Annotated in this window: 13 protein-coding genes, 1 tRNA gene and 1 pseudogene; 7 read left to right on the forward strand and 8 right to left on the reverse strand. The window is 61.0% G+C overall.

Annotated elements, in window-relative coordinates; translation table 11 throughout:
* The first annotated feature begins 15 nt into the window (after positions 1-15).
* Positions 16-3936 (forward strand): hypothetical protein, encoded by a 3921-nt coding sequence (locus AC0Z4S_RS16535; RefSeq protein ID WP_485623775.1) that lies wholly within the window; start codon positions 16-18, stop codon positions 3934-3936.
* A 9-nt stretch (positions 3937-3945) separates the two neighbouring features.
* A pseudogene (locus tag AC0Z4S_RS16540) lies at positions 3946-4038 on the forward strand (DUF6124 family protein); the annotation flags it as partial.
* Between the two features lie 198 nt (positions 4039-4236).
* Here the strand turns inward: AC0Z4S_RS16540 and AC0Z4S_RS16545 are convergent.
* The 7 genes from AC0Z4S_RS16545 to fdnG all read right to left on the reverse strand — a co-directional run bounded on the left by AC0Z4S_RS16545 (position 4237) and on the right by fdnG (position 13634).
* Positions 4237-4332, reverse strand: a tRNA-Sec gene (locus AC0Z4S_RS16545).
* 5 nt (positions 4333-4337) lie between these two features.
* Positions 4338-6254: a selenocysteine-specific translation elongation factor gene (gene selB / locus AC0Z4S_RS16550; RefSeq protein WP_485623980.1), complete on the reverse strand. Its 1917-nt coding sequence runs from the start codon at positions 6252-6254 to the stop codon at positions 4338-4340.
* Positions 6251-7663, reverse strand: a complete 1413-nt coding sequence (selA, locus tag AC0Z4S_RS16555; RefSeq protein ID WP_485623776.1) for an L-seryl-tRNA(Sec) selenium transferase — start codon at positions 7661-7663, stop codon at positions 6251-6253. Before selA ends, selB begins: the two co-directional genes overlap by 4 nt.
* Before the next feature lie 378 nt (positions 7664-8041).
* A complete protein-coding gene (gene fdhE, locus AC0Z4S_RS16560; protein ID WP_485623777.1) occupies positions 8042-8968 on the reverse strand; it encodes a formate dehydrogenase accessory protein FdhE in 927 nt (308 codons plus the stop codon).
* A gap of 3 nt (positions 8969-8971) precedes the next feature.
* Positions 8972-9637 (reverse strand): formate dehydrogenase subunit gamma, encoded by a 666-nt coding sequence (locus tag AC0Z4S_RS16565; RefSeq protein WP_485623778.1) that lies wholly within the window; start codon positions 9635-9637, stop codon positions 8972-8974.
* Positions 9634-10569, reverse strand: coding sequence for a formate dehydrogenase subunit beta (gene fdxH / locus AC0Z4S_RS16570; protein WP_485623779.1), 936 nt, complete (start codon positions 10567-10569; stop codon positions 9634-9636). Before fdxH ends, AC0Z4S_RS16565 begins: the two co-directional genes overlap by 4 nt.
* Positions 10569-13634: a formate dehydrogenase-N subunit alpha gene (gene fdnG / locus AC0Z4S_RS16575; protein ID WP_485623780.1), complete on the reverse strand. Its 3066-nt coding sequence runs from the start codon at positions 13632-13634 to the stop codon at positions 10569-10571. The genes fdxH and fdnG overlap by 1 nt, the downstream gene beginning before the upstream one ends.
* Before the next feature lie 317 nt (positions 13635-13951).
* Here fdnG and AC0Z4S_RS16580 point away from each other — a divergent pair, with 317 nt between their 5' ends.
* The 5 genes from AC0Z4S_RS16580 (at position 13952) to AC0Z4S_RS16600 (ending at position 18756) form a co-directional block, all read left to right on the forward strand.
* Positions 13952-15106, forward strand: a complete 1155-nt coding sequence (locus AC0Z4S_RS16580) for a MalY/PatB family protein (protein WP_485623781.1) — start codon at positions 13952-13954, stop codon at positions 15104-15106.
* Positions 15107-15335: 229 nt separating this feature from the next.
* The gene (locus AC0Z4S_RS16585; RefSeq protein WP_016774822.1) at positions 15336-16193 is read left to right on the forward strand and encodes a glucose 1-dehydrogenase; all 858 of its coding nucleotides are present in this window, start codon (positions 15336-15338) and stop codon (positions 16191-16193) included.
* Between the two features lie 87 nt (positions 16194-16280).
* Positions 16281-16892, forward strand: coding sequence for a Yip1 family protein (locus AC0Z4S_RS16590; RefSeq protein WP_485623782.1), 612 nt, complete (start codon positions 16281-16283; stop codon positions 16890-16892).
* Between the two features lie 42 nt (positions 16893-16934).
* Complete coding sequence (locus AC0Z4S_RS16595) at positions 16935-18278, forward strand: cation:proton antiporter (protein WP_485623783.1); 1344 nt, start codon at positions 16935-16937, stop codon at positions 18276-18278.
* A 184-nt stretch (positions 18279-18462) separates the two neighbouring features.
* Positions 18463-18756: a hypothetical protein gene (locus AC0Z4S_RS16600; protein ID WP_485623784.1), complete on the forward strand. Its 294-nt coding sequence runs from the start codon at positions 18463-18465 to the stop codon at positions 18754-18756.
* Between the two features lie 274 nt (positions 18757-19030).
* Here AC0Z4S_RS16600 and AC0Z4S_RS16605 read toward each other — a convergent pair whose 3' ends face one another.
* The gene (locus tag AC0Z4S_RS16605; protein ID WP_485623785.1) at positions 19031-19564 is read right to left on the reverse strand and encodes a hypothetical protein; all 534 of its coding nucleotides are present in this window, start codon (positions 19562-19564) and stop codon (positions 19031-19033) included.
* Between the last annotated feature and the right edge of the window lie 29 nt (positions 19565-19593).

Consider the following 19593-nt stretch of genomic DNA (forward strand, 5'->3'; position numbering starts at 1 on the left):
AAAGACGATTTCGCCGTGGGCGATAAAATCAGGCTGACCTGGTTCGGCACGCCTGCACAGGGACCGCAAATCATCGTCGGGCCGCTGACCGAGACAGTGACAGAGCTGCCCTTTCATTTTGATTTCAAGATTCCCAATGCCTCGGTCGCCGCCATCGCTAAAGGTAGCGCCACGTGCGGCTATGTACGCATTCGCGAGAATGAGGAAGATCGCCCGTCGAAAAATGTCAGCGTCAACGTCCTCGGCGAAATCAGTCAGTTGCGCGCGCCAACCGTCAATGAAGCGCCCGGCGGCACCTTGCCCCCTGACACGGAGTGGGCCAACGTGCTGATTCCATGGTACCCCGGCCGCAATTCCAGCAATCTGGTGGATCTGGTCTGGACTGCTCAGGCACCTGACGGGACTACCGTTTATTACGACGACCCGCGCACGGCCGGCGACGTCCCCGAACACCAACCCATCGTGCGCAGCGTGAGCAATGTCCAGATCCAGCGGTTCAATGGCCTGAGCGTCCAGGTGTATTACGTGGTCACCAACACCGAAACAGGGTTGATGAGCGTACGCAAATCACTGCCTTTCATCATGCAGGTCGGTGTCGCACTACCGACCTTCGAACGTCCGGAAGTCGAAGAAGCCGTCGATGACGTGCTCATTCCCGACAACGTACCGCCAGCCGGCGCAACCCTCGTGTTAACGCACCTCGGCACTCGGGACAAAGACCGGCTCAAGTACCAATGGCGCGGTTCGGCAACGGGCGGCAGCCTCAGTGGTCATGTCGATCTGATCCCAACCACCGCCGGCAAACCTGTGCGGATCACCATTGCCAAACAGTATGTAACCGCCAACGACAAGGGCTCGGTACAGGTCGACTACGATATCCAGCGCGGCGGCGTGACGTTGGGGCGTTCGCATACGTTGCCGTTGCGTATTGGTGCCGCACTGGAAAATCCTTTGCCATTGCCGCAGATGCCGCAAGCGCAAGGCAGTGGCGCCACGGTGACTTTGGCACCGCTCAATGCGCAAACCGGTGGCCGGGTCATCGTGGCCTACACCGGCATGAACGACACACACAGCATTCAACTGACCATGACCGGTACGCCTGGCTTGGGCTCTCCGGCCATCGCGCCCAAGCCAGGGGTGGCGGGCGGCAGTGTCGAGTTCCTGCTTCCTGCCACAGCGATTGCCGCCAACATCGGCAATGCGGCGAAGACCTTCACGCTCCAGTACGAAGTGACGCAGGGAACGAGCAAAATCCCGTCGCTACCGCTCACGGTAACGGTCACACCGCTGCCCGCTGCGGAGCTGGACAAGCTCAGCATCGTCGAGGCGGATGGCAATGAACTGGATCTGGACAAGGTCACGGCGGGCGGCACACTCCGCGCCGGGGTGTGGGCGTTTATAGAGGCTGGTCACCCCGTCTGGCTGGTGTTCAAGGGCAAGAATGCTCAAGGGGGCGAGCACAATCATGTGCTGTGGAAAGTGCCGGGCGCCGCGGTCAATCCGATCTGGATCGACAAGGGAACATATGAGCAGATCATTCCCTACAGTTATCTGAAGGACCTGCGGCACGGTTCGGATCTGGAACTGCATTACAAAATGGCCCTGACACCGAGTCAGGTCGAAGCGGACGCGATTGTCGGGCCGGTGAAGGTTTATACGATCAAGGCTGTGGAAGATGTGAAACCGGTCATCACCTCGGTGAAAGACTCCAAAGGCGCAGAAATTGTGCACAGCGGTGGTACGGTCGATCCCGTCGTGACCTTGACCGGTTCCGCCGCGCGCAATCAGCAGGTCGAGATATTCGAAGGCGCCGCGTCAAAGGGCAAACACCCCGTCGACAGCACCGGCACCTGGAAACATACCGTCACGCTGGAAGCCATTGGAACTCGCACATTCAAGGCCAAAGCGGATTATGGCACCGGCCAGGAATCAGTCGGCAGAACATTCACGTATTCAAGCGTACTGACCCCTGTCATTACCTCAGTGCAGGACTCCACAGGAGTGGAAATACCCAATAACACCGTTACCGTCGACCCCAACATCAAGCTTACCGGCACCGCGACGTCACGGCTGCATGTCGAGATTTTTGATGGGGCGACGTCGAAAGGCACAGCGCAGGTGAGTGGCTCCACTGGCAAGTGGGAACTGGCAGTGAAAGGCCTGAGCCTGACAGTCCACAACTTCACGGCCAAGGCGTTGTATGGCACGGAGCCGGTGTCGGCGGTCAGGACGTTGACCGTGGCCGCAGCCAACGCACCTACGCTGACCTCAGTGAAGGGTTCGCCAAGCGGCAATGAGATTCCGCAGAGCGGCAACACAGTAGAGACCGCCGTAACGCTGTCCGGGATCGCTGCCAAGGGTCAGCAAATCGAAGCATTCGACGGTGCAATCTCAAAAGGTAAAGCGACTGCCGATACCGCAACAGGCAAATGGGAACTGCGGGTTATAAATCTGAACTTGGGCGCCCACAGTTTCAAAATGAAGGCGTTATATGGTGATAAACAAGAATCGGGAATACGGACTTTCACCACAATTCCAATCAAACCTTCGATCAAGGAAGCCGCCGGCAACAGCCTGAACCCGTTTGCGGCCAAAGACCGCCTGACCGTGTTGGTGCCGCACTATACCGGCATGGCCACCACCGACAAGTTCAGCGTCACCTGGACCGGCGCGGCCGGCACCCCGGCCGAGGGTTCACACACCTCGACAGCGGTGGACGTCGGAACAGTGGGCCCCAAGGAGATCCCCATCCCCAACAAAGTGGTGGCCTTCAACCTGGGCAAGCCGGTGACTGTGTTCTACACCGTGACCCGCAACGGCACACCGACCAAGTCTGAAGAGTTTGCCTTGAATGTGCAGACAATACCGAATGAACATGAGCTGCTACCTAATCCAATCATCAATGCCAATACCACGACCGAACTGGACGTCATCACCCTGCCGGCCAATGCCAAGACACGCATTGCCGCCTGGCTGTTTATCAGTGTGAAGGCAACGATCTGGTTGCGTTATTTTATGGAAGGCAACCCAACGCCGATCAGCGTGACCTACAGCGGTGACCAAGTACCGCCCGAAGGAGTGTCCGGTGGCATGTACCCGAACACTCCGGTGACCGAGCTAAAGGCATTGGCCAACGGCGCCAGGTTGCGGATCGAGTTCAAGGTCGGTTTCGATGGCAGTAAGGATGAAAGCAAAGCGGTGACTTTTCCGATCAGGCGATACACGATCAAGGCTGTGGAGGATGTGAAACCGGAGATTATCTTGGTGAAGGGCTTGCTGACCGGAAGGCATATCCCCCACGGAGGGCGGACGGGAGAGACGGCTGTAATTCTCTACGGGGTTGCCGCCAAAGGCCAGAAAGTAGAGATATTCGACGGCGCGACGTCTAAAGGTCAGGCAACCGCAGATGCTACAAGCGGTAGCTGGACGCTGACCGCCGATAACCTGGCTGAGGAATATCACAGCTTTACCGCCAAGGCATTGTATGGTTCCGGTAAGGCCTCGGAACTATACACAATCGAAGTAGTTAATTTTGATATTGAAGACTTTGAAAACTGTGAACCCGGCGTTCTTCCTCAAAACACTCCGTACTCAACACCACTCATTACGCTGACTTGGCCTCTGCCAAACGATCAAATAGTGACGAGTATTCTTAATACTGGTGCGACTACACTCCTGGCGTTGAAATCAAATGGGGGCGTGCTAAGACAGATTAAAGTCCAAGTGGTACTCAAAAACCACAGACCTTGCTCAATGATTCTACTGAGCAAATCGGGTGGGACCGGACAGGTCGATTTTTACGACTCCAAAGGGGCCTACTTGGGCAAAACACCCCTACACAATGTGGTCTTTTACGGTACGGATATAAAACGATTTGTAATAAGCATAGATTTGCAATACGACATTCGGATTGACGATATAAAAATGGATTACTAAAACCGTAAAAAGCGGCGCCCGCTGATGGGCATCGCGCAGTTGATCACGCTCGGGGAACTGGCGGGGAGTCGGGTGCTGGATAATCTGGAGTTGCCGCAGTAATGAAGCAAGGCTGAGTGATTGGCTGTTTATACCGGCCCCTTCGCGAGCAGGCTCGCTCCCACAGTTTGACCGCATTCCAAATGTGGGAGCGAGCCTGCTCGCGAAGGCGCTAGGCCAGTCGCTGGGATGTCGACTGGTACACCGCTTTCGCGAGCAGGCTCGCTCCCACACTGGACCAGGGAGATCCGGAGGAAAATCTGGCGGAAGACAGCCGGAGTCGAACCTGCCCGGGAACGGATGCCGTCCCCAACCGGGTTTGAAGCCCGGCCGCGCCACCGGGCGCGATTGTCTTCCTGAACTCATGGCGCGCAGGCGTTAGCCAGCGCGTTGTCGGGGCGGATCTGGCGGGATTCGCCGAGGCGTCGGGTCAGGCCGACGCGATCAAAATATTCCAGATACTGAATACAGCGTTTGCGTCCCAAGCCTAGCGCATCGCGGAAGGTTGTCACCTGGATCGCGGGATTTTCTTCGGCGATTTTCAGCAGCAGCGCCGCCATTTGCCGCAGGGCGATGTCGCTGATGAACAGGTCGCGCACCACCTGGTGCATCAGGCCCAGCCGTGCGAGTTTGCGCAGCAGCAGGCGGACGCTGGCGTCTTCTTCGCCGAGCATTTTTGCGGCGTCGCGCACCCAGGGTGGATCGAAACCGGCCTGTTCGAACAGCGGTTGTAATCCGTGCCAGAGGATTTCGTCGTCGGCATTCAGGCGCACTTGATGATCGGGTAGGTGCAGCCAGGGACCGCTGGCGAGGATCGAGCCGGCGTGGAGCAGTTCGTCGAGCAGGCTGATGAAGGTCGAGCGTTCCAGTGCCAGCGCGCTGAAGCGTCGCAGGCGATCGCGGTCAGGCCCCATCTGGTCGGGTTCCTGTTCGTGGAATCGGGCCAGTTGCTCGAGCAAGGTGAATTTCAACTGCCCCCAGCGCTGTACGTTGAACAGCAGCGGGCCTTGGCGGGTGTCGATCAGGCGGATGTTCTCTGCCAGCGACCACTGCGCGCGCGGGCGATTGAACTGACGTTCGAGGCGTTGTGGGTCGAGGCCGCCGGGGCTGTGGTTGAGCAGTGCTGGCAGGGCCTGTTCGAGGCTGACGCTGAGGGCCAGGGTTTGCAGTTGCGCCAGACGTTCGGGGCTGCGGCGCTGGCGGGCGGGGGCGAACGGGTCAAGGGCCACGCCGCCGCCAAGGGTGCGCTGGGCGCTGGCGTCGCGCAGGATCAGGCGATCGGCCTTCACCGCGTGCACCGGTGCGTTGATCAGCAGTTGCGCGAACATCCGTTCGCCCGGGCTCAGGCGTGGGCCTTGCAACAAGGCGACGCGGGCGATGACGTCCTGGGTGCCGAGGTGCAGATGCACCGGGTGAAAGTGTTCGAAGGTGCGCTCGCCGGGCAACAGCTGAAAGTCAATGTCGATGCGCTGGGTCGGGGCGTGCAGCCAGTCCGCCAGCAGCCATTGGCCACGGTGGATCTGCGCCAGTTCCAGACGCTCGCCGCTGAGGTTCAGCGCCACGCGTTGGCCGGCGAATGCCCGTTCAGCGGCCTGGTTTTGCGCGTGCAGTCCACGGATGCGTACCGATTTGCCGGCAGGTGCCAGAAGCAGTTTGTCGCCCACCGCCACCGTGCCCGACAGCGCGGTGCCCGTGACCACAATCCCCGCACCAGCTACGCTAAATGCACGATCAATCGCCAAGCGAAAGCCGCCCTCGCAACCGCGCGCCTGCACTTCTTTTTGCGCCTGCAACAACGCCGCCCGCAGTTCGTCGACACCCTGCCCACTCACACTCGACACGGTGAACATCGGCGCCTCGGCAAACGGCCCGGGCGCGAGCAGATCGAGTACCTGGCGCTGCACCTCTTCCACCCTGCCCGGTCCGGCGCGGTCGCACTTGGTGATCGCCACCAACGCGCGGGGAATGCCGAGCAGCTCGACGATCGCCAGATGCTCGCGGGTCTGCGGCATCACGCCGTCGTCGGCCGCGACCACCAGCAACACCAGATCGATGCCCTGCGCGCCGGCAAGCATGTTGTGGGTGAATTTTTCGTGCCCCGGCACGTCGATGAAGCCGGTCAACCCAGTGTCCGCCTCGAGCTCGGCGTAGAGATAACCGAGGTCGATGGTCATGCCGCGTTCGCGCTCCTGCGGGCGGCGGTCGCCGGTTTGCCCGGTCAACGCCTGCAACAGCGAGGTCTTGCCGTGGTCGATGTGCCCCGCCGTGCCGACGATCACTGGTCGACCTGCAATTGCGGCAACTGCGCCAGCCACGCCGGTTCATCGTCGAGCTGACGCAGATCCAGCCACAGCGAGTCGTCGTCGATACGCCCGAGCACCGGGATCGGCAAACCGCGCAACGCCGCTTCGAGATTGAGCAGATAACGCCCGCGCCAGCGCTTGGACACCTGCGGGCGACAACACAGCGCCGCGCTCGGCAGACGCGCCACGGGTTGGCTGCCGCTGCCGATCATGCCCAAGGCCTCGATCGCATTGACCTGCCAGACCGATCCCAGGATTTCAGCCAGCAAGGGCTGCAAGCGTAAAGCCTGAGCGAAGATGTCGGCTTGCGGACGGGTCAACAGCTGCAGACTCGGCAGACGTTCAGCGAGGCGATCAGGATCGCGATACAACCCGAGCACCGCTTCCAGCGCCGCCAAGGTCAGCTTGTCGACCCGCAGCGCGCGCTTCAATGGATTCTTCTTGATCTTCGCGATCAGCTCTTTGCGCCCGACAATCAACCCGGCCTGCGGGCCGCCGAGCAATTTGTCGCCGCTAAAAGTGACGATGTCCGCACCATCCAGCAACGCCTGCCGCACCGTCGGTTCTGCCGGCAAACTCCAGCGGGTCAATTCGAGCAGGCTGCCGCTGCCCAGATCCTCGAGCAACGGCAAGCCATGGGCGTGCGCCAGCTCGGCCAGCTCTGCGGTTGGCACCCGTGCAGTGAAACCTTCGATGCTGTAATTGCTGGCGTGCACGCGCATGATCAAACCGCTGCGCGGGCCAATGGCCGCTTCGTAGTCACGGGCGTGGGTGCGGTTGGTGGTGCCGACTTCATGCAGGCGCACGCCGGCGCGGGCCATGATATCGGGGATGCGGAAGGCGCCGCCGATCTCGATCAGTTCACCGCGGGAGATGATGCCTTCCTTGCGCGCGCCGAGGCTGTTGAGGGTGAGCAGTACGGCAGCGGCGTTGTTGTTGACCACTGTCACGGCTTCGGCGCCGGTCAATTCGCGGATCAGGCCTTCGACCAGGTCATCGCGATCACCGCGCTTGCCGCTGGCCAGATCGAACTCCAGATTGAGCGGATAACGTGCGGCCATCTGCACCGCTTCGATGGCTTCTTCGGGCAGCAAGGCGCGGCCGAGATTGGTGTGCAGCACCGTGCCGGTGAGATTGAACACCCGGCGAACCTGACTGCGCTGCTGTTGCGCCAAGCGTTCGCCGACGCGGCCGGCGAGGACTTCGGCGCCGATTTCAATGGCAGACAATTGCCCGCTCAACACGCCGGGACGCAGCTCATCGAGCAACTGACGCAGGCCAGTCAGCAACGAATCCCGGCCGTAACGCTCGGCCAACGGCGCGCACGCCGGGTGACGCAACAACCCGTCAATGGACGGCAACCGCAGGGCAACACTGGAAGACATCAGCCACTCCTGATTCGACTGAAACAGCCCCTTCGGGAACAAGCTCCCTCCCACAAGGGTTTCAGAAGTGTAGACGCACAGTGGGAGCGAGCTTGCTGGCGAATGCGGTAAGTCAGTCAAAGATGATGTGACTGAAACGCCGCCTTCGCGAGCAAGCTCGCTCCCACAGGGATTCGGCGTGGAATGAAGATTGGTGGTCACCACAAAACAGTGTAGGAGTGAGCCTGCTCGCGATGGCGTCTTGTCAGCCAACTCCTTCGTGACTGACCCACCGCCATCGCGAGCAGGCTCACTCCTACAGGGGATTTGTGGCTGACCGGGCTTTGTGGTCTGGCACAACATCTGTGGGAGCTTGGAACTCCCACAGTTTTACTCTCGTCATTCGTCTCCCGGCGCCAACAGGAGATTGGGTGCCAGACGCTGATAGCCGTCCTGGGCCAGACGCATGTCCAGCAGCAAACTGCCGAGATCCGCTGACAATGCCTCGGCCTCGGCGTCGTTCTCCAGGTAGAGCAATTTCAGGTAACTGTTGCAGCTCGGGCAGACTTCAGCGCGCAGTGGCGCCTGCTCGGCGCTGTGCCGGTCGTCTTCCTGGCTCAGGTACTCGAGGCCCTTGCTCTGTTCGCAATACACGCACTTGACCCGCACCACATGCCATTCGCAGGCGCACAGCGAGCACACCAGATAACGCAAACCGTTGTGCTTGCCGCGATGGCGAATCACCCCGGCCATGGCCGGCGAACCGCAGGCCGGGCATTGGCTGAGGCTGTCGCCGGGTTTGAGTTGCAGTTGCGGCACGCTGAGCAGCCAGTGGCTCCATGCGGTTTGCAGCGCGGCGCCGAGAAACGGCACCAGCGCCGCCGGTACCAGCGAATACTGACCGCTGACCAACGCCACCGCCCATGCGCGCAATTGGCCGGGACTGGCGGTGCGCAGCGTGTCCAGCGCGTCGATGACCGCAGGCTGATCGCCGGGCGCATAGCGTTGCAGCAAGGCGTCGAGCCACGGCTGCCAGGCATCTTCGCGCACCAAGGTATCTGCCGCGAATGGTGGCAGACCGTGTTGCTGACAGGCTTCGAAACGCTGCGCATCAAACGGCGCGGTGAGCGGCGGATCGTCGAACACCTGTTGCTGCGTCCGGCACAATCCGGCCATCAGCCGCAGATAATCCGCCAACCCATTGCCCTCGGCCAGACGCTCGAGACGCTCGGCGCGCAGGGCAAACAGGTTACGCGGTGGCAAGTACAGAAATGGCGGCGAACTGGCCGCCGCCTCGATTTCCCCAGGTTCAAGAATGCTTGGCAAAAGTCAGCCCTTTTTCGTCAGCGGTCGCTCGGGCAGGTCCCGAGGCTGTTCGTCGCGGGTCACCTCGCGGTACCACAGTTCATGGTGTTTTCTCGCCCACGGCCGGCTGACCCAGCCATGCAACATGGCGTCGACCGATCCCTTGATCCACAAGCCGGCGTAGATGTGCACGATAATGCTCAGCACCAGCACGAACCCGGCCAGCGCATGCAGCAGCATCGCCCAGCGGATGGTGGTAATGCCGAAGTACGCGCTGAACCACGCGCGCCAGATCACCAGCCCGGTGAACAGCAACGCGAGCATGCACAGCAGTAAAGTCCAGAACAGCAGCTTCTGCCCGGCGTTGTATTTGCCCACCGGCGGCACGCTTTCTTCGTCGTTGACCATCACCCGGTTGATCCGCCGCAGCCACTGGCGGTCATTGGCGATAAAGAAGTTGGTGCGCCAGAAGCTGAACACCAGGCCGAGAAACAGCACGAACATGGCGATGCCCATGTACGGGTGCAGGATCCGTGTCCAAGTGCCGCCGCCAAACAGATTACTCAGCCAGAACAGTGAAGGATGAAACAGCGCCAGCCCGGACAGCCCGGCCATGAAGAACAGGATCGCCACCAGCCAGTGATTGCTGCGCTGGTTGGCGCTGTAACGCAGGATCGTCTTGTTGCTCATGGCCGCTCCTCCCCGCGTGGATCGAAGGTGTGCACCGCCGGGTCGACCACGTGCACCGAGGTATCGGCAGGCGTCGGGTGTTCATCCTCTTCAACACGGTTCGGGCCGATGCGCACATAGTGGAAGAACCCGGCCAGCACCGCCGCACCCATCGCCAGCAGGCCGAGGGGTTTGCTGATGCCTTTCCACAAATCCACCAGCGGACTGATCGCCGGGTGATCCGGCAGCCCGGCGTAGATTTTTGGCGTGTCGGCATGATGCAGCACGTACATGACGTGGGTGCCGCCGACCCCGGCCGGGTCGTACAGACCGGCGTTTTCAAAACCACGGCTTTTCAGATCGACGATGCGTTCGGCGGCGTGCTCTTTCATGTCCTCCTTGGTGCCGAAAACGATGGCGCCGGTCGGGCAGGTTTTCACGCAGGCCGGCTCCAGCCCCACCGCCACCCGATCAGAACACAGCGTGCATTTGTAGGCCTTGTGATCCTTTTGCGAAATGCGCGGGATGTTGAACGGACAACCGGTGATGCAATAGCCGCAACCGATGCAGTGGTCCTGATCAAAGTCGACGATGCCGTTGGCATGCTGAATGATCGCGCCCGGGCTCGGGCACGCGGCCAGACAACCGGGTTCGGCGCAGTGCATGCAGCCGTCCTTGCGGATCAGCCATTCGAGGTTGCCGGCGTCGGTTTCGTGCTCGGTGAAGCGCATCAGCGTCCATGAGTCCGCCGTCAGGTCCTGCGGATTGTCATAGGTGCCATGGTTGTGACCGACCTCGTCGCGCAGCTCGTTCCATTCCGAGCAGGCAACCTGGCAGGCCTTGCAGCCGATGCATTTGGTGGTGTCGATCAGCTTGGCCACGCCCTGCTGAGTCCTCACCGACGGCGGCACGGTGGTGGTGGCCGAGCGGGCAATGATGTCTTGGCTGGCCATTACAGTTTCTCCACGTTGACCAGGAATGACTTGGATTCCGGGGTCTGAGTGTTGCCATCGCCGAGGAACGGCACCAGGGTGTTGGTCAGGTAACCGTGGCGCGTCAGGCCGGTGAATCCCCAGTGCAGCGGGATGCCGATCTGATGCACGACCTGGCCGTTGACCTGCAGCGGCCGGATGCGTTTGGTCACCACCGCGACCGCTTCGATAAAGCCGCGCTTGCAGCTGACCCGCACGCGATCACCGGCAGCGATGCCCTTCTCGTTCGCCAGCACTTCGCCGATTTCGACGAACTGCTCGGGCTGGGCAATCGCGTTCAACTTGCAATGCTTGCTCCAGAAGTGGAAATGCTCGGTGAGCCGGTAGCTGGTGCCGGCATACGGGAAGTCCTTGGCTTCGCCGAGGGTTTCCCAGACCGAATCGAAGATCCGCGCCGCCGGGTTGCTGGTGGCCTTCTTGTTCTGCGGGTGCAGCGGATTGATGCCGATCGGCGTTTCGAACGGCTCGTAGTGCTCGGGGAATGGACCTTCGTTCATCTTGTCGACGGCGAAGAATCGCGCCACGCCTTCGGGGTTCATGATGAACGGGTTCATCCCGGCTTCCGGCGGCACGTCGGCCTTGTAGTCCGGCACGTCGGTGCCGGTCCAGGTCTTGCCGTTCCACCACACCAGACGCTTTTTCGGGTCCCACGGTTTGCCGGCCGGGTCCGAAGAAGCGCGGTTGTAGAGAATCCGCCGATTGGCCGGCCACGCCCAGGCCCAGCCCTGATGTTGGTGCATGCCGAACGGATCGGCGTTGTCGCGCCGGGCCATCTGGTTACCGGCCTCGGTCCAGCTGCCAGCGAAGATCCAGCAACCGGACGCGGTGCTGCCGTCGTCCTTGAGCAAACCGAAGCCGGCCAGTTGCGTGCCGGCCTTGACCGTGACGCCGCTGGCATCGGTGAAATCGCTGACCGCGGTGCCGTTGATTTCCCGCGCCAGCTCTTCCGGCGAAGGCTCGTCGGGGATCTTGTATGGCCACGACAGCTTCAACAGCGGATCGGGAAACTTGCCGCCCTCGGTCTGATAGCGCTGGCGCAGGCGCAGGAACAATTCGCTCATGATGCGGATGTCGGTCTGCGCTTCGCCCGGACCGTCGGCGCCTTTCCAGTGCCATTGCAGCCAGCGACTGCTGTTGACCAGCGAGCCGTCCTCTTCGGCAAAACAAGTGGTCGGCAGGCGAATCACTTCGGTCTGGATTTCCTCGGTTTTGACGTCGTTGTACGGTCCGACGTTTTGCCAGAACTCCGAAGTCTCCGTGGCCAGCGGGTCCATCACCACCAGCCATTTGAGCTTGGCCAGTGCGCCCATCACCCGGTTCTTGTCCGGTAAGGCAGCGATCGGATTGAACCCCTGACAGAAGTAGCCGTTGACCTTGCCCTGGCTCATCAGGTCGAACATTTTCAGCACGTCGTAATTGGGGATGTCGAGCTTGGGCAAATGGTCGAACAGCCAGTTGTTCTCGGCGGTGGCGTTGGCGCCGTACCAGGATTTCATCAGGCTGACGTGGAATTTGCTGTAGTTCTGCCAGTACGAGAGCTGCCCCGGTCTGAGCGGAACCTGCGTGCGTTTGAAGATGAACTGGCCGTAGTCCTGCTCGCTGTCGCTGGCCAGTGTGAGATAGCCGGGCAAGGCGTTGGATAGCAGGCCGAGGTCGGTCAGGCCCTGAATGTTCGAATGCCCGCGCAAGGCATTGACTCCGCCGCCGGGCATGCCGACGTTGCCCAGCAACAGTTGCACCATCGCCGCGCTGCGGATGATCTGCGCGCCGATCGAGTGCTGCGTCCAGCCGAGCGCATAGAGAATCGTCATGGTCTTGCCCGGTGTCGAGCAAGTGGCGATCTCTTCCCAGATTTTCTGCATGGCGTCGACCGGCATGCCGCAGATCTGGCTGGCCAGGTCGATGTTGTAGCGGCTGTAATGCTGCTTCATCAGCTGATAGACGCAGCGCGGGTCTTGCAGGGTCGGGTCGACGCGGACGAAACCGTCCTCGGCGAACTCGTAGCCCCAGCCGGACTTGTCGGTATAGCTGCGTTTTTCCGCGTCATAACCGCTGAACAGGCCGTCTTCGAAGCCATAGCCGGCTTTGACGATGAACGACACGTCGGTGTAATTGCGCACGTATTCGTGCTGGATCTTGTCCTCGGTCAGCAGGTAATTGATCAACCCACCCATGAAGGCGATGTCGGTACCGGTGCGAATCGGCGCGTAATAGTCGGCCACCGAAGCGGTCCGGGTAAAACGCGGGTCAACCACGATCAGCCGCGCGGCGTTATGCGCTTTGGCCTCGGTCACCCATTTGAAGCCGCACGGATGCGCTTCTGCTGCGTTGCCGCCCATCACCAGGATCAGATTCGCGTTGGCGATATCGGTCCAGGTGTTGGTCATGGCACCACGGCCGTACGTCGGGGCAAGACTTGCCACCGTCGGGCCGTGTCAGACACGCGCCTGGTTATCGAACCCCAGCAGGCCGAGGCTGCGAATCACCTTCTGGGTGATGTAGCCCGCTTCATTGGAGGCCGCCGACGCCGCGAGGAACCCGGTGGTCAGCCAGCGATTCACCGTTTGCCCGTTGTCATTTTTCTCGATGAAGTTGGCGTCGCGGTCGGCCTTCATCAGGTCGGCGATGCGATCGAGGGCTTCGTCCCAGCCGATGCGCGTCCATTCATTGCTGCCGGGCTTGCGCACCTGCGGGTACTGCAAGCGGCCGGGGCTGTGAATGAAATCGAGCAGGCCCGCGCCTTTCGGGCACAGGGTGCCGCGATTGACCGGGTGGTCGGCGTCGCCTTCGATGTGAATGATGTTTTGCGCCACGTTCTTGCCGGCATCGCCCTGGCTGTACATGATCAAGCCGCAACCGACCGAGCAATACGGGCAGGTGTTGCGGGTTTCACGGGTGTGGGCGAGCTTGAAGTGACGCACCTGCTCGGCGAAGGCCGCCGTCGGGGCCATGCCCAACGCGCCCAGGCTTGAGCCTGCAAGGCCGATACCGGCGACCTTGAAGAACTGACGACGGCTGAGATCCATCGTGCACTCCTGATCAGGTGGAACCCGGTAATTGCGCCGGGCTTTATCTGGACAATCACGGTTGCAGCGCGACGGCGCTGACCTTTTGACTGTAGACAAAGACCTTGCCGATTGTGTGAAAACCGACCGTCGGGTATCTGGCCCGGATTTCCAGCCAGTACACCCCCCCTGTGGGAGCGAGCCTGCTCGCGAAAGCGGTGGGTCATTCAACTCGTTGCTGCCTGACCCGACGTATTCGCGAGCAGGCTCGCTCCCACACAGATGGCGTTGCGCATAGAATGTCCACCAGGACCAATCCCGCCTTGACGAGACCGCGCATGACTTTCGATTTTGACCAGCTGTTCGACCGCCACCACACCGGCAGCACCAAGTGGAGCCGCTACCCGGCCGATGTGTTGCCGATGTGGGTTGCTGACATGGATTTTGCCGCGCCGCCGGTCATCATCGAAGCCTTGCAACAACGGCTGCTGCATCCATTGCTCGGTTACAGCGTCGCGCAGGACAACCTGCGTGAAGCCATCGTCGCTGACTTGTGGAACAAGTACGCATGGCGGGTCAAACCGCAGGAGCTGATCTTCCTGCCGGGCGTGGAATCCGGCTTCAACATGGCGCTCAAGGCCTTGGTGCAGGCGCAACAGAATGTCGTCGTGCAAGTGCCGAACTACCCGCCGCTCCGCCATGCGCCGGGGCATTGGGGTCTGAACAAAATCGAGCTGGAATTCAACGCCCAGGCCGATGGCACTTACGCCACGCCGCTGGACGTACTACGTGAATCGCTGATCGGCGGCGGTGCCCTGCTGTTGAGCAACCCGCACAACCCGATCGGCAAGGTCTTCGACCGCGAGGAATTGCAGGCCATCGCAGACATCTGCGCAGCGCAGGACGCGTGGATCATCTCCGACGAAATCCACGCCGAGCTGTGTTTCGACGGCCGCGTGCACATTCCCACCGCCTCGCTGAGCCCGGAGATTTCCAAACGCACGATCACCCTGATGTCGGCGAGCAAGGCCTACAACATCGCCGGCCTCAAAACCTCGTTCATGATCATTCAGGACGCCGCCCTGCGCGAACGCGTCAACCACGCGCGCTGCGGCATGGTCGACAGCGTCAACCCGCTGGGCATGGAAGCCACCCGCGTCGCCTACAGCGAAGCCGGGCCGTGGCTCGCCGAATTGAAAACCTATCTGCAGGGCAACCGCGACTGGCTGGTGGACGCCGTGCGCACGCGCCTGCCGGGCGTGAGCATCAATGTGCCACAGGGCACCTATCTGGCGTGGCTCGATTGCACGGCGCTGGACCTGCCCGACCCGCAGCGGTTCTTCCTTGAACAGGGCAAGGTCGGGCTGAGTGCCGGACTGGATTTTGGTGATCAGCATCAGCAATTCGTGCGCCTGAACTTCGGCTGCCCACGAGCGTTGCTGGAAGAAGGGATTGCGCGGATGGAGCAGGCTTTGATCAACCGCAATATCTGATTCGGGCCGAGATTTCCCTATATAAATGATCCCCTGTGGGAGCGAGCCTGCTCGCGAAAGCGGTGTGTCAGCCGACACATTTATCGTCTGACACACCGCTTTCGCGAGCAGGCTCGCTCCCACATTGATTTTGCATAGCCAATCAAAATCCAGCGCAAATCCGATCGAACTCAAGGCAAACCCGCCGGGTCAACCCGGAACACTGGCCTTGAAATCAGGAGACCCTGCGATGACTGACTATCCAAAACCACCCTTCCCGAAACAAGCCCAACCGGTACCCGGCTCGCAACGCAAGATGGAACCGTATCCAGACTGCGGTGAGCAAAGCTACGTTGGTTCCGGCCGCCTCGCCGGCAAGATCGCGCTGATCACTGGTGCCGACAGCGGCATTGGTCGCGCGGTGGCGATCGCCTTCGCCCGTGAGGGCGCCGATGTCGCCGTGGCTTATCTGAATGAACACGAAGACGCCAAGGAAACCGCACGCTGGGTCGAACAGGCCGGGCGTCAGTGCATCTTGCTGCCGGGCGATATTGCCGAGAAAGCCCAGTGCCAGGCGCTGGTCGACAAGACCGTCGAGCGCTTCGGCCGCATCGACATACTGGTCAACAACGCCGCGTTCCAGATGACCCACGAGAACTTCGAAGAAATCCCCGATGACGAATGGGTGATGACCTTCGACGTCAACATCACCGCCATGTTCAGGATCTGCCAGGCGGCGATCAAACACATGCGCCCCGGTTCGTCGATCATCAACACCAGCTCGGTCAACTCGGACATGCCCAAGCCAACCCTGCTGGCCTATGCCACCACCAAAGGCGCTATCGCCAACTTCACCGGTGGCCTGGCGCAGATGCTCGGGCCGAAGGAAATTCGCGTCAACAGCGTCGCGCCCGGCCCGATCTGGACGCCGCTGATCGTCTCGACCATGCCTGACGAAGAAGTGCAGAACTTCGGCGGCAGCACCCCGCTCGGCCGTCCGGGCCAACCGGTGGAAGTCGCACCGATTTACGTGCTGCTGGCCTCCGACGAAGCCAGCTACATCACCGGCCAGCGCTACGGCGTCACCGGCGGCAAACCGATGCTGTAACCGTGCAGCAGAAAAACTGAACCCCAGCGGCATGACATCCCTCCATACCTGTAAGCGCCTACGGGCCATCAGGAACAGGAGGTTGTCATGTCCGCCCCCCTCGTCAGACTCTTCACCCAACCCAACTTCGCCTGGACCGATATCCGTCGCGAAGAAGAAACCCATCCCCGCCACTACCTTGCCCATCTGCTGCTGCTCGCGTTGATTCCCGCCGTATGCCTGTTCATCGGCACCACCTATGTCGGCTGGAGCCTCGCCGTGGGTGAAAACGTGCGCCTGAGCACGGCCAGCGCGCTGCAATTGAGCGTGTTGCTCTACGTGACGATTGTGGCCGGCGTGGCGATCATCGGCGGCTTCATTCGCTGGATGTCGCGTTCATTCGATGCGCGCCCGACGCTGAATCAATGCATCGGTTTTGCCGCCTACACGGTGACGCCGTTTTTCATCGCCGGGATTGCCGGGCTGTATCCGAGCCGCTGGCTGGCGATTCTGGTACTCGGCGCGGCGTCGATCTATTCGACGTTCCTGCTGTTTGTCGGCCTGCCGACGTTCATGCATGAACGCAAGGAACAAGGTCTGCTGTATTCGGCGTGCGTGTGGGGCGTCGGCCTGCTGGTACTGGTGACCATGCTGGTGTCGATGATCCTGCTGTGGTTCAACGTGCTCATCCCCGAGTACCTGCGCACGACCGTGAGCTGACCCGGTGCGCCTGTCCTTGAGAATTCACCGAAGTGAGCCGTCATGAGTTTCGGCGTATGGGTTGCGGTGCTCGGCGCCGTCCTGCTGATGCTGGCGCTGACGTCATCGTGGTTGCGCTGGATGCCGGTCACCACTTCAGCGGTGTGCCTGCTGCTGGGCATCGCCATCGGCCCCAGCGGTCTCGACCTGCTGAAACTGTCGCTGGAAGAATCGTCCTTGTGGATGGAGCACCTGACGGAAGTCGCGGTGTTGTTTTCCTTGTTCGTCTGCGGGCTGAAGCTGCGTTTGCCACTGACCAACAAAACCTGGCGCATTGCGTTCGGCCTGGCGGGGCCGGTGATGATCCTGACCATCATCGGTGTATGTCTTTTGCTGCACTGGGGCCTGCAATTGGCGTGGGGGCCTTCGCTGCTGATCGGCGCGATGCTGGCGCCGACCGACCCGGTGCTCGCCGCGCTGGTGCAGGTCAACGATGCGCAGGACGTCGACAGCGTGCGCTTCGGTCTCTCCGGTGAGGCGGGTCTCAACGATGGCGTGGCCTTCCCTTTCGTGATTCTCGGGCTGCTGTTGCTGCACGGTGACGGCAGCGCCGGCGAGTGGCAGCACTGGGTGATCCGCAGTCTGTTGTGGGCGGTCCCGGCGGGTCTGCTCACCGGTTACTGGATGGGTCGCGGCATCGGCCGCATCGCCCTGTCGCTGCGTATTCACAACGAGGACAGCACCCTCGGCCCCAACGATTACCTGACCCTCGCGCTGATCGCGCTGTCCTACGTGGTCGCCGACGCCATTGGCGGCTACGGCTTTCTCGCGGTCTTCGCTGCAGGCCTCGGTCTGCGTCAGGAAGAAGTGAAATCCACCGGCATTACCGAAGTACCGGCCGAGCATCTGGTGCAGCCGGTGGTCGGCCATCAGAACGTCGAACCGGAGAACGCCGTGCATGGCGACACCGAACAGCTGGAAGACAGCCAGGTCGCGGCGGGGATCATGATGGGCGACATGCTCGCCTTCGGCGGTCTGGTCGAGCGAGCGATGGAAGTATTCCTGGTGACCTTGCTTGGCGTCGTGCTGATTGCGCACTGGGACTGGCGTGCGCTGTGGATCGGCGCCGTGCTGTTCTGCCTCATCCGTCCGTTGAGCGTGGCGCTGATGCCATGGGGCAAGCTGCTCAGCGGGCCGCAGCGTTTGCTGATCGGCTGGTTCGGCATACGTGGGATCGGCAGCCTGTTTTATCTGTTCTTCGCCCTGAACCATGGCCTGGATTCTGACGTGGCCAAGGTCTGCACCGACCTCACCCTGTCGGTGGTGGCCCTGAGCATTTTGCTGCATGGCATCAGTACCCAACCGATGCTGGCGCGGTATGAAAGCTTGAAGCAACGAAAAAGCTGATTCTTCCAGCCCTGCGTTTTGCCGGAAATCATCGAAGATTTTTCTGCAAAAAAATGGATCGTCGAGCGCGCCCCAAGGGTCACAACTTTAACCGCGCCAATCATCCAGCGCGGCCCGGCAGGTTCGGTTCCCCTGCGGTGAACAGCCTGGTCAACGGAACCCCGACAAGATTAAGGTTACAGTCATGAACGAATGCTCGACTCCTGCGCAAATCAAGGCTTGCAGAGCACTGGCTCTGGAACGCAATCGTCAACTGTTCGAAGAAGCCCACGAACTGAACCGAGCGGCCAATGCGCTGCTGGAGCAGACTCCGACTGACTTCGAACGCTTTGAGCAATACCGGGCACTGCGCAAGAAAGCCGATGCGAAATTTGAAGATGCGATTGATCATCTGTGCGTGTTGAACGAGGATTTCCCGCCGATTCCGACGGCGGTGCAGAATGTGGTCAGTACGCGGCGTGAGCTTGAAACTGCGTAATAAAAGTCAAAAGCCCCTCACCCTAGCCCTCTCCCGGAGGGAGAGGGGACTGACCGGGGTGTTCTTGCGTATTACACCGACCTGAAATACCGCGCCGAACTCAGGCCTTTATCAATTTGCCAGACGTGATATCGCGCCGAACCAATCCTCGAATCCACCCGAGATTGGCTCCCTTTCCCCCTCGCCCCCTTGGGGGAGAGGGCTGGGGTGAGGGGGTAAGATCCCACAGACACCACAAATCCAGCACCTGTCCCCTGCCCCCGACCAACCCGCCTCAAGGATTGGTCACCTGAATAAACACCGCATACACCCCCAACATCACCCAGAACGTCGCAAATATCCAAGGCGTGCGCACGGAGAACAGCAGCGACTTGCGATAGCCCTTGTGGCTCGATTCCATCTCACTGAACAGCGGCGATTCGTCGTAGGCCGCGCCCATCACCGGCTCGCTGTGCAACAACTGGCTCTGCTTGAAATGCCAGTGATCGATGATGTCGTACGCCGCACGAATCCCGGGCCAGGCATTCAGTGAACTGAGCACCCCGAGCATCGCCAGAAACGGCGGCACGACGAGGGTGAACATCTTGCCCCACTCCGGATTGAGGTTGGCCATGCACGAGGCGAAGGCGATCACCAGAAACGACTGCGCCGCCAGATAGGCGTCGGTGCGGTTGGCGAGGATGCTGGTTTCGTACTGGATTTCCCGCCGGTAGAAATCCAGCCGTTCCTTGGGTGAGCCAAACATCTTGGCATCATGTTCGGCCAAGGCTTCTTCAACAGCGCTTGGCTGGGTCAATATGCGAGGCAAGAGACGTGCCCTCCAAAAAGTGAACAAGA

Source organism: Pseudomonas sp. 1L-B-1-E-C1, assembly GCF_057291835.1.

What these genes read in the sequence shown, in the direction of transcription:
- selA (WP_485623776.1), bottom strand. Translation starts at nt 7,663, where the DNA reads ATGTCTTCCAGTGTTGCCCTGCGGTTGCCGTCCATTGACGGGTTGTTG.
- AC0Z4S_RS16565 (WP_485623778.1), bottom strand. Translation starts at nt 9,637, where the DNA reads ATGAGCAACAAGACGATCCTGCGTTACAGCGCCAACCAGCGCAGCAAT.
- fdxH (WP_485623779.1), bottom strand. Translation starts at nt 10,569, where the DNA reads ATGGCCAGCCAAGACATCATTGCCCGCTCGGCCACCACCACCGTGCCG.
- AC0Z4S_RS16580 (WP_485623781.1), top strand. Translation starts at nt 13,952, where the DNA reads ATGACTTTCGATTTTGACCAGCTGTTCGACCGCCACCACACCGGCAGC.
- AC0Z4S_RS16585 (WP_016774822.1), top strand. Translation starts at nt 15,336, where the DNA reads ATGACTGACTATCCAAAACCACCCTTCCCGAAACAAGCCCAACCGGTA.
- AC0Z4S_RS16590 (WP_485623782.1), top strand. Translation starts at nt 16,281, where the DNA reads ATGTCCGCCCCCCTCGTCAGACTCTTCACCCAACCCAACTTCGCCTGG.
- AC0Z4S_RS16595 (WP_485623783.1), top strand. Translation starts at nt 16,935, where the DNA reads ATGAGTTTCGGCGTATGGGTTGCGGTGCTCGGCGCCGTCCTGCTGATG.
- AC0Z4S_RS16600 (WP_485623784.1), top strand. Translation starts at nt 18,463, where the DNA reads ATGAACGAATGCTCGACTCCTGCGCAAATCAAGGCTTGCAGAGCACTG.